We start from the raw sequence: 12,680 nt of genomic DNA on the forward strand, positions 1-12,680 counted from the left end.
ATGTTCGATTACGTGACGCTGGGGAGCAATGACATTGCCCGCAGCAGGAAATTCTATGACGCCGCGATGGCGGCGCTCGGCCACACCTGCAATGTGGCGGAGGACTATGAGCTGGGCTATGGCACGCCGGGCGGCGGCGTGCCGCTGTGGATCGTCAGGCCGCATATGGCGGTTCCCGCCACCTGGGGAAATGGAACCATGCTGGCGCTGGAAGCTGAAAGCCGCGCCGCGGTCGACGCCTTCCATGCCGCGGCAGTGGCGGCGGGCGGCATCGATGAGGGCAAGCCGGGCCTTCGCACCTACGGCCCCAATTTCTACGCCTGCTATGTGCGCGATCCCGACGGCAACAAGCTCTCCGCCCTGTGCCGGAAGCCGGAGTAGTAAAAATGCTCAAACGTGATTGTCCTTCTCCCCCTGCGGGAGAAGGTCCGGCGAAGCCAGGGATGAGGGGTCGCGCTGACCTCAACCACCCCCTCATCCGGCGCTTCGCGCCACCTTCCCCCGCGAGGGGGGAAGGACAACGACATGCATGAGCTGATCGGCAAATCCGCCGTCGAGGTTGTGGCGCTTTTGAAATCCGGCGCGGTGACGCCGCTCGAGTGCCTCGATGCGCTGGAGCAGCGCATCGCCGAGGTGAACGGGGCGGTGAATGCGCTGCCGACTTTGTGCTTCGATCGCGCGCGAAAGCATGCAACGGCGCTGATGCGGAAGCCGGTGGGCGAGCGCGGGCCATTGGCGGGACTGCCGGTGCCCATCAAGGACCTCGCCGATGTGGCGGGCGTGCGCTCGACGCAAGGCTCGCCGATCTTCGCGGAAAATGTGCCGGCACAGTCCGACATTCTGGTGCGCCATCTCGAAGGGCAGGGCGGCATTGTCTATGCCATGTCCAACACGCCGGAATTCGGCGCCGGGGCCAACACCTTCAACGAAGTGTTCGGCGCGACGCTGAACCCGTGGAACACGAAACGCTCGGCGGCGGGATCATCGGGCGGTGCGGCGGCGGCACTCGCCACCGGCATGGCCTGGGTGGCGCATGGCTCTGACATGGGCGGCAGCCTCAGGAACCCCGCGAGCTTCTGCGGCGTGGTGGGCTTACGGCCCGCACCGGGGCGCGTGGCCGCCTCTCCGGGTTCGACCATCGATGGCACGCTGGGCGTCGAAGGCCCGATGGCGCGGAACGTGGAAGACACGGCGCTGCTGCTCGACGCCATGGCGGGCGAGGAGGCTGCTGATCCGATTTCACTGCCCTTCGATGGCCGGAGTTTCCGCGCCGCCTGCCGTTCGGGATGGATGCCGAAGCGCGTGGCGGTGAGCCGCGACCTGGGCCTGCCGCCGGTTGACCCGGAGGTGGCCAGGATCGTGCTGAAGGCGGCACGGGCCTTTGAACAGGCGGGCGTGATCGTTGAAGAGGCGCATCCCGATTTTTCCGGCGCGCGCGAGGTGAGCCAAACGCTCCGTGCCCTGAGCTATGCCAACATGAAGCCGCTGCTGGAGCAGCACCGCGGCAAGCTCAAACCCGAGGTGATCTGGAACATCGAAAAGGGTCTGGCGCTGACCGCGCCGGAGATCATCTCAGCCGAAGCGGGCCGGGCGCGGATTTTCAAAAATGCCGTGGCCTTCTTCGAGACCTATGACCTGCTGCTGTGCCCGGCCACCATCGTGGCGCCCTTCCCGGTGGAACGGCGCTATGTGACGGCGTGCGATGGCGTCACATTTGAAACCTATGTCGACTGGCTCACCATCGTCTCCGCGGTGACGCTGACCACCTGTCCCGCCATTTCCATTCCCGCCGGCTTCACGCGTGAAAAGCTGCCGGTGGGCATCCAGATCGTCGGCCCCCCGCGCGGCGAGGGGCGGTTGCTGGCGGGGGCGAAGGCGCTGGAAACGGTGCTGGGTCTTGGAAAGCTGACGCCCATTGATCCAAGGCTGGGGTAAGTTTCGTGATTTGTTTTTTACCTGTCATCCCGGCTTACCGCCGGGGTGACAATTCAACAAATCATGCTGCTGACAGATAACCGTCTTCGCCCCTCACCAATCCCTGCTGCTTCAGATGCGCGATATGCGCGGAGACCGATTGCGCGGCGGCGGCGTGGAGGCGGGGATCGACATCGGCATAGAGCGCCGCCACGATCTTTGCGATGCTGCGGTCGCCTTCGCGGATGCGGCCGAGGATTGCCGCCTCGCGCATGATGCGGTGGGCGATATAGCCGCGCACCAGAGATCGTCCGTTTACGGAGGATGGGCCGTGGGCGGGATGGTACAGCTCTTCACTGCGCGCCAGCAGCAGGCGCAGCGCCCGCATGTAATCCGCCATATCGCCATCAGGCGGTGCGATGACGCTGGTGGCCCAGGCCATCACATGGTCGCCCGCGAACAGCGTGTTCTCTTCTTTCAGCGCGAAGCAGAGATGGTTCGACATGTGGCCGGGCGTATGGAGCGCTTCCAGCGTCCAGCCCGCGCCTTTCACCACGGCACCGTGCGCCAGCCGCCGGTCGGGCATGAAGCCATGATCGATCGACGCATCGAGGCGGGGGCCATCCGCCTCACGAGCGGCGAGCGGGCCGAAGCCGTAAATGGGCGCTTGCGTTTTCTCCTGCAGCCGCAGCGCCAGCGGCGAATGATCGGCATGGGAGTGGGTGACGAGAATCGCCTTGACCCGTTCGCCCTTCACCGCTTCGAGCAATGCGCCCAAATGCGCCTCATCCTCCGGCCCCGGATCGATCACCGCCACCTCGCCCTGGCCGACGATGAAGCTGTTGGTGCCCTTGAAGGTGAAGGGGCTGGGATTGTTGCACAGCACGCGGCGCACCAAGGGCGAAAGCTGCATGGAGTGGCCGGGTGTCACGTCGAAGCTGCGGTCGAAATTGAGCGTCATGTTGTCTCGAAAGGGAGCGCCGGATATAAGGCTCGGACAGAATCTAGCATGGGAGCAGGGGCATGAACACGAACGCAAATCTTCTGGCCAGCAGGCTGTGGCCGTCAACGGGCCTCGCGCGCAACGCCGTGCTGGCGCTGGCGGGCAGCCTGTTCGTGGCGCTGGCCGCACAGGTGAGCGTGCCGATGTTCCCCGTGCCGATGACCTTGCAGACCATGGCCGTGCTGGCGGTGGGTGCTGCTTACGGCGCGCGTCTGGGGGCGGCCACGCTGGCGCTCTATGCGCTGGAAGGAGCCGTGGGCCTGCCGGTGTTTGCCGGCTTGTCCTCAGGGCTCGCCGTGCTGACGGGGCCGACGGGGGGCTATGTGGCGGGCTTCATTCTGGCTGCGGCGCTTGTGGGCTATCTGGTGGAGCGCGGCTGGGGCGCCAATGTGCTGAAACTCTCCGCCGCCATGCTGCTGGGCGCGGCCGTTGTCTATGGGCCGGGCCTCTTGTGGCTGGCGCAGTTCACCGGCGCTTCCGCCGTGTGGCAGGCGGGCCTCTGGCCCTTCATCCCCGGCGACATCGTGAAAGCCATCCTCGCCGCCCTGATGATCCCCGCCGCGCAGGCGATGGTGCGGGGGAAGTAAGTTCTCTCCGCCTTTCGTCCTTCCCCCCGCGGGGGAAGGTGGATCGCGCGTCAGCGCGAGACGGATGAGGGCGTGAGGGGCGTCTCGCGAAATGGTCCAGTGGACCATTTCGAGCCCCGAACGCCCGGAGCGCAAGCGAAGGGCCGGGAGAGCGGCAGATGTCCGCGCGACCCCTCATCCGGCGCTTCGCGCCACCTTCTCCCGCAAGGAGAGAAGGAAAAGTGGCGATGGAATTCACGCGGGTTGCAGCGTCGGAATCTTCGACACATCGACGCTTTTCGCCGCCGCCCACAAATCGTGCTGCATCTGCATGGTGAGCCAGAGCGTCGCGCCGTTGCCGCACAGCTTGCCAAGCCGGATGGCGAGATTGGGCGTGACGGGCTGGCGGGCGGCCAGCACGTCATAAAGGGTCTGGCGGGAAATCCCCAGCAGGCTGGCGATCTCCACCTTGGTTTTCCCCATGGCAGGCAGCACCGTGCTGGCCAGCAGCGTTCCGGGATGGGTGGGTTCGCGGGCCGTATTCCGCCGGGCTTTGATCTCGGCCATGTTCTTCTCCTCAATGATATTGCTCGAAATCGACCCGGCAGGCATCGCCCGTATCGAATTCAAACGTGATGCACCACGGACCATTGACGTGAACGGTGTAACGCACCGGCCTGTGGCCCTTCAGCGCGTGAAAATCAAAACCCGGAACATTCATGTCCTCAGGCTTTGAGGCTGCGTCCAGCGCGTCGAGCCGCTCCAGAATCCGGTCATGAAACCGCTTATCGATGCGGGACTTTCCGCTGCTCCAGAGGTCCGCGAGAGGCTTGCTTCTGAATGTCCGGATCATGACGGAATGTAAGGCTATGCCTGACGAATGTCAACCATCAGTTGACGCCTTACGGAATGAGGGATTGCGATGCACATCCCCATGCCAGCGCAGGGGGAGAGAAAATAAAAAACGCGGGGCATCTTGCGATGTTCCCCGCGTTTCAAAAATGGTCGGAGTGAGAGGATTCGAACCTCCGACCCCCTGCTCCCGAAGCAGGTGCGCTACCAGACTGCGCTACACTCCGTCTGAATTCGGGGGCGTTTTGCCGCCGAAAGCCTTCCCCGTCAAGCCCAAAGCGGATCAGCCCGCGTTGCTGTCGGGATCGCGCCAGGCCCGCTCGAAGGGAAGCCGCCAGGCATGGGGCGCCACGAGCTGGTGAATGTTCTTCGGCCCCCATGATCCCTGCTGGTAAAGCCTGACGGGCGGCGGCGCTTCGAGAAGCGGCGTCGCCACCTCCCACAGCCGCTCGATGCCCTCTGCCGTGTTGAACAGCGTGTGATCGCCCCGCATGGCGTCGAGGATCAGCCGCTCATAGGCCTCGAGCACATCGCCGATATAGCCCGTGTCGCGCATGGCGAATTGCAGGCTGAGCTTGTCCAGCCGCATGCCGGGGCCGGGGCGCTTGCCATAGAAGGAGAGCGACATCTTGGACGAATCGGCCAGGTCGAAGGTCAAGTGATCCGGCCCCTGGCTGGCGACGCCAGAGCCCGCCGGGAACATGCTCTTTGGCGGCTCCCGGAAGGCGATGGAGATGATGCGCTGGCCCTCCGCCATGCGCTTTCCCGTGCGCAGGAAGAACGGCACGCCCGCCCAGCGCCAGTTGTCTATCAGGCATTTGAGCGCCACGAAGGTTTCGGTGTCGGACTGCGGGTCCACCCCTTCCTCCTGCCGGTAGCCCACATATTGGCCTCGCACCACATCCGCCGGATTGAGCGGCAGCATGGAGCGGAACACCTTGTTCTTCTCCTCGCTGATGGGGCCGGGCTCGAGCGAGGTGGGCGGCTCCATCGCCATGAAGGCGAGGATCTGGAAGAGATGCGTCACCACCATGTCGCGGAAGGCACCCGTCGTCTCGTAGAAGGCGGCGCGCTTGCCGACGCCCAAAGTCTCCGGCACGTCGATCTGCACATGGTCGATGAAGTTGCGGTTCCAGATCGGCTCGAACAGCCCGTTGGCGAAGCGGAAGGCCAGCACATTCTGCGCCGGCTCCTTGCCGAGGAAATGATCGATGCGGAAAATCTGGTCCTCGGAGAAAATCTCGTGCAGCCGCGCGTTGAGCTTCACTGCACTTTCGAGATCGGTCCCGAAGGGTTTTTCCATGATGACGCGCGAGCGGGTGACGAGATCGGCATCGGCCAGCATCTTGACGGCGGAGAGCGCCGCGTTGGGCGGGATCGAGAGATAATGGATGCGCCGCGTCTCACCGCCCAGGCTCGCCTCGGCTTTTGCCACCGCCGCCTTCAGCGCCTCGGGCCCGGCCTTGATCGGCACATAGTCGAGGGAGTCCGAAAACACCTTCCAGTCATCCTCATCGATGGGGCGGGAGGAGAACTGTTCCAAAGCCCCCCGGGCGATCTGCCGGAAGGCTTCGACATCGATCTCGTCCAGCGACACGCCGACGATGCGGCAGGCCGGAATGAAGCCCGCCGAAATCAGGTGGAACAGGCCGGGGATGAGCTTGCGGCGCGAGAGGTCGCCCGTGGCGCCCACCAGCACGACGACCTGCGGGAATTTCGGGCCGACGCCCGGGAGCACTTTCTTGACGGTGGCCACGGCAACTCCTGTGAACGCGTGGGAACAAGCCTTCCCCCACGTTTGCAAAAACTTTTGTGCAGCGCAATGACGGCGGCAAATTCCGTCTAGGCAAGGCGGGGGCCGGGCGTTATACGGTGCGCCACCTTAATGGGGCGTAGCCAAGCGGTAAGGCAGCGGATTTTGATTCCGCCATACGGAGGTTCGATCCCTCCCGCCCCAGCCATGGGGTCCTTGTTATTCAGATCGCAGATAGTGGCAAATTTAAATAGTCACAACAAAATCCCTATCCCACGTTAGACCCGCCAACTCACATCCACGTTTCAACCATGTGGTGGTTTCATCGGCGGAATTGTTGGTGCCAAACCACCAGCCATTTGAGAGCTTCTCTGAATATTTTTCTACAAGCTCGGACTGTTCAAAAAGATACCGTGGGTCATGAGCCACGATTCTTTTGGAGCGCGGCTTAATTTGGGAGAGTTTTTCGAGAGTGCCGGACTTATGTGCTTCAAGGCCTCTGAGACCTTCCGCTAATATTTGCTTGAGAGATGTGCATGTAGTTCCTTTGCCTTTGATTTCGAGCATGTACCTGCCGGTTTGACGCGAATGCCGATAGGCAGGCGCGCTCTCCACCACACGCGGCGCGGGTACGGCTTCGACAACCTTTTTCATGGGAACAACAAGTTCTTTGGAAAGGTCAATCACACTGGTTGGATGCAAGGGGTCGATTCCGATTGCAAGCTGATTGGTCGTGAGAACTTTGACGTGCATATCTTCGCGGGAGCTTGCCGCTACCAAGAGTTCAATGAGCTTCTTCGCTGAAATGAAGGATACATGTGCCACGAGACTCTCCTCTGTTAACCGCGCTTCCTTTAGCATTCTTCCTTGTAAGCCGCAATTCCTTATAAGGAAGAATTGGGAATAACCTTAAAGATGATGGCTCCGAAGGAGGCTAATCTAATACGAGTCCTGTTCTGACGAGGTGATAAAACCTTTGAAATCTTGCCCCTATGATCCAACGGAGCGCATATCGCGCGTTCTTAAAGCGGCACTCTTGCCGCCCCTCTCTCCCCGCCCCATACTCCGCTCCCAGCAGCCACCACCTTGCCGGGAGCCAGCGCCCATGAATGTCGTCGACAAGACCCGTTTCGAGCCCGCCGGGCGCTTCAGCCGTGATCCGGAGAAATCCTTCACCCTTCCGGCGCGCTATTATATCGACCCGCAGATTTATGAGCGCGAGAAGCGGGAGATTTTCTACCGCGCATGGAATTATGGCTGCCATGTCTCGCAAGTGGCCGCGCCCGGCAGCTTCGCCACCGTACAGGTGGCCGACCAGAACATCGCCATCCTGCGCGGGCAGGACGGCGTGCTGCGCGCCTTCCACAATGTCTGCTCGCACCGCGCGCATGAACTTTTGAAAGGCTGCGGCACGGCGAAGCTCATCACCTGCCCCTATCACGCCTGGACCTATCACACCGATGGCCGCCTGCGCTCCGCCGTGGGGCAGAAGAGCGTCAGCGGATTTCAGGCCGAGGAGTTCGCGCTGAAGCCGGTGCAACTCGAGGTCTATGCGGGCTTCGTGTTCGTGAACCTCGACATGGAGGCGCCGCCGCTCCGTTCACAGGCGGGCGATCTGGAACAGGAAATGTTGAAGGCCTGCCCGAAGATCGCCGATCTCACCTTCGCCTACAGGCTCACCTATGAGGTGAAGGGCAACTGGAAGAACGTCGTCGACAATTTCCTCGAATGCTATCACTGCCAGGTGGCGCATCCCGCCTTCGTGGAGCTGGTGGACATCCAGAACTACCGCACGAAAACGCACGGCATTTATTCCAGCCACATCTCGCCGCCCGGAAGCTGCGCCAATGCGGCCTACAGTTTTTCCAAGGATGAAGAGCGCGATTATTCGGCGTGGTGGCTGTGGCCCAACGTGACCTTCGGCGTGTTTCCCGGCACCGACAATGTGCTGATGTTCCACATGCTGCCCACCGGCCCCGAAACGACGGTTGAGCATCTCGACTTCTATACCGTCTCGCCCGCACTCTCGCAGAGCCAGGAGGATGCCAAACGCTATCTCGACGAGGTGCTGCAGCCCGAGGACATCACGCTCGTTGAAAGCGTGCAGCGCGGGCTTCATTCCATCGCCTACAATCAGGGCCGCTTCATCATCGACCGCGGCCGCACCTTCATGAGCGAGCACGGGTTGCACCACTTCCACAGCCTCGTCCTCGACGCGCTGGGCGATCTGCCGGCGGAATGACGGGGTGTTCTGAAAACGCAGAGGTCAGCGGCGTGGCGGCCTGCTAGGATCGGGAAAAATCAACAGGGGGATTTTTCCGGATGACCGCCGCGCGCCAGCCTTTGCCCAAAAGCCTTTATGCCGAGACGGCGCGGCCGCTTGCGCCGGTTTCCGAACTTGCGGGCGACCTCACGTCTTCGGTGGTGATCGTGGGCGGCGGATATACGGGGCTTTCAACGGCCCTTCACCTGGCCGAGCGCGGCATCGATGCCGTGGTGCTTGAAGCCCATGAGCCGGGCTGGGGCGCATCGGGGCGCAATGGCGGGCAGGTGAATCCCGGCCTCTATCCCAATCCCGATCAGATCATCGCCGATTTCGGGCCGGAGATGGGCCGCCGCATGCTGGAATTTTCCAGTTCAGCACCCGACCGCGTGTTCGCGCTGATCAGGAAATACGGGATCGCCTGCGAGGCGGAGCAGACGGGCACGCTGCGCATGGCCTTCTCGCCCAACAAGCTGGCCGCCACGCGCGAGACCTTCACGCAATTGCAGACATCTGGCTCGCCCGCCACCTGGATGGAGAAGGCGGAGGTTGCCTCCGCCACCGGCACGGCGCGCTATCTGGGCGGCATCCGCTTTCCGCAGGGCGGCAAGGTGAATCCGCTGGGCTATGCGCGGGGGCTGGCCGAGGCGGCGCAAAAGGCAGGCGCCAAAATCTTCGCAGGCTCTCCCGCTCTTTCTGTCAAGAAGCAGGGTGCGAAATGGCGCGTGACAACGCCCAAGGGCAGCGTCACGGCGGACCGGCTGGTGCTCGGCACCAATGCCTACACGGACAATCTCTGGCCGCATCTCAAGCAGAGCGTGGTGCCCGTCTATACCACCATCGTGGCGACGGCGCCGTTGAGCGATAATCTCGCGCGCTCCGTCATGCCTTCGGGCAGCGTGCTCTATGAGGTGGCGAACAACACCGTCTATTACCGGCTCGACGCGCAAAATCGCCTGCTGATGGGCGGCCGCAGCAGACAGGGCGACGTGACGCGCTTCGATCAGGCAACGAAACTCACTGGCTACACGCTGAAGCTCTGGCCGCAGCTTGCCGACGTGGCCTGGACGCATGTGTGGAACGGCCAGGTGGCAATCACCACCGACCATCACATTCACTTGCATGAGCCGGAAGAAAACGTGCTGATCGCGCTGGGCTACAATGGCCGCGGCATCGCCATGGCAACGGCGATGGGGCAGGTGATGGCGGACCGCATCGCGGGTGCAAAGCGCGAGGATCTGCCCATGCCGGTGACCGACATCAAGACCATTCCCTTCCACGCCTTCCACAAGGCCGGCGTCGCCTTCCGCCTCGCCTATGGCAATGTGCGGGACCAGCTTGGGATTTGACCGCGCCTGATCCTCAGGCGCGGCCATGGAGAAAACGGATCACTGCGCCGCGGTCGTAAACCCGCACTGTTTCTGTTCCATGGCGATCTGCTCTGTGATGCGGATGGCGTTTTCCGCATAGGCTTCCGTGACCGAGCCGTGGTTGACCGTCTTGTCCTTGAGCGGGCTTACGCCTTCGCAGAGATGGAAGACATGCGGGGTTGAGGATTTCTTGGCGCCGTTCTCGGGCGCGATCCAGTAGACGACATCCTGGCCATTGGGATGCTGGGCATCCTTCGTCGCATCGGCCACCGCCGAGGAATCGCGTGCGATGTCCTGCGCCTGTGCCGCCACATCAGGCGAGCAGGCCGTGGTGGGCTGGCCCGCCTTGATCTGCGCGGCGCACTGGTTCATGTCCTCGGTATATTGCTCAACCGATGCCGGCTTGAAATCGACGCCCAGCAGAACGGCGATCACCGCCAGCACCGCGCCGACGCCACCGGCGATCTGCTTGTTCTTGGGGTCCATGTCCTTGTCCATGAAGATCAGGACAAGCAGCGGCAGAAAGGCGATGAGCGTGATGATGGCGCCAAGCTGGTTCTGCACGAAATAGCGGAACGGCTCTGCCTTGGACGCCGGGTCATGCCGGTTCGCGGCCTTCCACATCATGCTGCCGGCGATGGCGAAGACGGCGATGCCGACAAGCAGGCCGATGAGCAGCGGCATGTTGCCGTTGTTGTTGCCGGCGTCGAACTTGTGGTGCATCAGGAAATAGATGCCCACCGCCTCACCGGCGATGGCGATGGCCCAGGCGATGACTGCGAAAATCCTGAGGCGGGTGGCGGAACCTTTTTGGTCCTGCGTCGCCTTCCATGCCTTCGTGACATCTGCCTGCGGGGATTGCTTGTTGTCGGCCATGTTTCGGTCCTCGTCTCGACGCCGTGCGATCAGGGATGGTGTGATTCCATCCGCTTTGCACCGTAAACGCTAAATTGGAAAATTATCTCCGGTTGTCAACGATCATTCCATTGACGGGGAGGCTGCGCCTTGCGGATAAATCACCTCCTCAACCTCGGGCGGTGAATCATCCATGCCGGACATGCGAAGCAAGACGGGCGACGTTCTGGACCTCGTGCTGCCCTTCTGGCTGGCGCGCGAAAACCGCTTTCCGCTTCTGCTGCTCCTCGTGCTGGTGGCGCTGAACCTGCTGGTGGTGTGGCTCTACGTTCTCTTCAACGGCTGGAACCGCGATTTCTTCGACGCGCTGCAACTGCGCGACAGGGATGCCTTCTGGCACCAGATCTGGGTGTTCTCGCTGATCGCCGCCGCCATCATCGTCTTTTCGGTGGCACGGCAATATCTGCTGCAATGGCTTCAGTTCCGCTGGCGCGAGGACATGACGGCGAAATTCCAGAACGCCTGGCTGGGGCAATCACGCCATTACCGGCTGCAGGTGCAGGGACTGCACGCCGACAATCCCGACCAGAGGATCGCCGACGACACGCGCGCCTTCACGCAGGCGAGCCTCAAGCTGGCGATGGACCTTCTGGTGAATGGCGCGACGCTCGTCTCCTTCATTGGCATCCTGTGGGGCCTGTCGCGCGGCACCGTGGTGCCGGGAGAACTCGTGTGGGTTGCCATCGCCTATGCGGCGGTGGGGTCGGTGTTGACCTATTTCATCGGCCGCCCGCTTTCGCCGCTGAACTATGAGCAGGAACGGCTCAACGCCGATTTCCGCTTCGCGCTGATGCGGGTGCGCGACAACAGCCAGCCCGTCGCCGTCTCGCAAGGTGAAGGAGCCGAGGGCGCAAGGCTTGCCAAACGCTTCGCGGCCATTGCCCGGAACTGGGCCGAGTTGATCGCGCGCCAGGCGAAGCTCACCGCCTTCACCGTGTTCTATGCGCAGATCGCCGCCGTGGTGCCGGTGCTGGCGGTGGCGCCCGCCTATCTCTCGGGCGAGATTCCGCTGGGCGCCATCTTCCAGACCGGCAATGCCTTCGCGCAGGTCTATGGCGCGTTGAGCTGGTTCGTGAACTCCTTCGTGGCGATTGCCGAATGGCGCGCCGCCACCCAGCGCCTCACCGATTTCCGGAAAGCACTGGATGAGGTGAAACCGGTGACGCCGCCCGCCGTTTCGCCGCGCGGCATCGCCGTCACTGGTTTGAGCCTGGCGCTGCCCGGCGGGCGCACGCTATTCAAAGGCCTCAATGCCCAGTTCGATCCCGGCAGCTCGACGCTCATCACCGGGCCTTCGGGCTGCGGCAAGAGCACATTGTTTTCGGCCCTGGGCGGCTTATGGCCGATTGCCGAGGGCGGTATTGCCGTGCCCGAGGGGCAAACGCTGCTGTTCCTGCCGCAGAAGCCCTATATGCCGCTGGGCACGCTGGCCGAAGCTGCCGTTTACCCGAAGGTGAGCGGTGGGGCGGTGGCTGAGGCTGTTGAAGCCGTAGGCCTCCCGCGCCTCGTGCCGCACCTCGACAAGGTGGATGACTGGGCGCGCATTCTCTCGCTGGGCGAACAGCAGCGCCTCGCCTTCGCGCGCGCATTGGTCGCCAAACCGGACTGGCTGTTTCTTGACGAGGCGACAAGCTCGCTCGACGAGGAGGCAGAACAAGCCATGTACCGCCTGATGCGAGCGCGGTTTCCGGAAATCACCATCATCAGCATCGGCCACCGCAACACGCTGCCAGCCCTCCATGAGCGGGTGATTACGCTGAAACCGGCGGCCGCCGATTGACGGGCAATCTTGCTTCTGTAGTATCAGGCGTTGAGGGGCCTCACCGGAGATTGCAGATGACGGGCAAGACGGAAGACACCAAAACGGAGACCGCCGAACAGGACACGCCGCGCATGACGCGTGTGGGCCGCACCGTGAAACTGGTGAAGGGCGGCGGCGGCATGTCGGGCCAGGATATTTCCTGGTACTACTACTTCAACAACTGATCCGTTGATCGTTCATGCCGGACGCGCACCGGGACAGGCCATATGGCCCGCCCCGGAT

General features: G+C 62.8%; 13 protein-coding genes and 2 tRNA genes. 8 read left to right on the forward strand and 7 right to left on the reverse strand.

Annotated features, from left to right (window positions below; all coding sequences use genetic code 11):
* Together QM694_RS17975 and QM694_RS17980 are read left to right on the forward strand one after the other, a co-directional pair.
* Positions 1-381, forward strand: coding sequence for a VOC family protein (locus QM694_RS17975; RefSeq protein ID WP_415008281.1), 381 nt, complete (start codon positions 1-3; stop codon positions 379-381).
* A 144-nt stretch (positions 382-525) separates the two neighbouring features.
* Complete coding sequence (locus QM694_RS17980) at positions 526-1,935, forward strand: amidase (protein WP_415008282.1); 1,410 nt, start codon at positions 526-528, stop codon at positions 1,933-1,935.
* Positions 1,936-1,996: 61 nt separating this feature from the next.
* On the opposite strand, the gene QM694_RS17985 is transcribed toward QM694_RS17980, so the two are convergent.
* Positions 1,997-2,875: an MBL fold metallo-hydrolase gene (locus tag QM694_RS17985; RefSeq protein WP_415008283.1), complete on the reverse strand. Its 879-nt coding sequence runs from the start codon at positions 2,873-2,875 to the stop codon at positions 1,997-1,999.
* A gap of 62 nt (positions 2,876-2,937) precedes the next feature.
* Between QM694_RS17985 and QM694_RS17990 the strand changes: the two genes are divergently transcribed.
* A complete protein-coding gene (locus QM694_RS17990) occupies positions 2,938-3,504 on the forward strand; it encodes a biotin transporter BioY (RefSeq protein WP_415008284.1) in 567 nt (188 codons plus the stop codon).
* A gap of 234 nt (positions 3,505-3,738) precedes the next feature.
* Here the strand turns inward: QM694_RS17990 and QM694_RS17995 are convergent, their stop codons facing one another.
* From QM694_RS17995 to zwf, 4 genes are all read right to left on the reverse strand, one after another.
* Positions 3,739-4,050: a HigA family addiction module antitoxin gene (locus QM694_RS17995; RefSeq protein WP_415008285.1), complete on the reverse strand. Its 312-nt coding sequence runs from the start codon at positions 4,048-4,050 to the stop codon at positions 3,739-3,741.
* 10 nt (positions 4,051-4,060) lie between these two features.
* Entirely contained in the window at positions 4,061-4,336 is a 276-nt protein-coding gene (locus tag QM694_RS18000) for a type II toxin-antitoxin system RelE/ParE family toxin (RefSeq protein WP_415008286.1), read from the reverse strand.
* 149 nt (positions 4,337-4,485) lie between these two features.
* Positions 4,486-4,562 (reverse strand) — tRNA-Pro (locus tag QM694_RS18005).
* 56 nt (positions 4,563-4,618) lie between these two features.
* Complete coding sequence (zwf, locus tag QM694_RS18010; RefSeq protein ID WP_415008287.1) at positions 4,619-6,091, reverse strand: glucose-6-phosphate dehydrogenase; 1,473 nt, start codon at positions 6,089-6,091, stop codon at positions 4,619-4,621.
* Positions 6,092-6,221: 130 nt separating this feature from the next.
* Here zwf and QM694_RS18015 point away from each other — a divergent pair.
* A tRNA-Gln gene (locus QM694_RS18015) sits at positions 6,222-6,296 on the forward strand.
* A gap of 38 nt (positions 6,297-6,334) precedes the next feature.
* Here the strand turns inward: QM694_RS18015 and QM694_RS18020 are convergent.
* Positions 6,335-6,913, reverse strand: coding sequence for a hypothetical protein (locus QM694_RS18020; RefSeq protein ID WP_415008288.1), 579 nt, complete (start codon positions 6,911-6,913; stop codon positions 6,335-6,337).
* A gap of 280 nt (positions 6,914-7,193) precedes the next feature.
* Between QM694_RS18020 and QM694_RS18025 the strand changes: the two genes are divergently transcribed.
* Both QM694_RS18025 and QM694_RS18030 read left to right on the forward strand, forming a co-directional pair.
* Positions 7,194-8,330 carry an aromatic ring-hydroxylating oxygenase subunit alpha gene (locus tag QM694_RS18025; protein WP_415008289.1) on the forward strand — a complete coding sequence of 379 codons (1,137 nt, stop codon included), beginning with the start codon at positions 7,194-7,196 and terminating at the stop codon, positions 8,328-8,330.
* A gap of 80 nt (positions 8,331-8,410) precedes the next feature.
* Positions 8,411-9,700, forward strand: a complete 1,290-nt coding sequence (locus QM694_RS18030; protein WP_415008290.1) for an NAD(P)/FAD-dependent oxidoreductase — start codon at positions 8,411-8,413, stop codon at positions 9,698-9,700.
* Positions 9,701-9,739: 39 nt separating this feature from the next.
* On the opposite strand, the gene QM694_RS18035 is transcribed toward QM694_RS18030, so the two are convergent.
* Entirely contained in the window at positions 9,740-10,597 is an 858-nt protein-coding gene (locus QM694_RS18035; protein WP_415008291.1) for a hypothetical protein, read from the reverse strand.
* A gap of 172 nt (positions 10,598-10,769) precedes the next feature.
* Here QM694_RS18035 and QM694_RS18040 point away from each other — a divergent pair, with 172 nt between their 5' ends.
* Positions 10,770-12,416: an ABC transporter ATP-binding protein/permease gene (locus QM694_RS18040; protein WP_415008292.1), complete on the forward strand. Its 1,647-nt coding sequence runs from the start codon at positions 10,770-10,772 to the stop codon at positions 12,414-12,416.
* Positions 12,417-12,472: 56 nt separating this feature from the next.
* Entirely contained in the window at positions 12,473-12,622 is a 150-nt protein-coding gene (locus QM694_RS18045; protein ID WP_415008293.1) for a hypothetical protein, read from the forward strand.
* Positions 12,623-12,680: the final 58 nt, after the last annotated feature.

The sequence above is a fragment of the Aestuariivirga sp. genome, assembly GCF_047602625.1.
Lineage (GTDB): Bacteria > Pseudomonadota > Alphaproteobacteria > Rhizobiales > Aestuariivirgaceae > Aestuariivirga.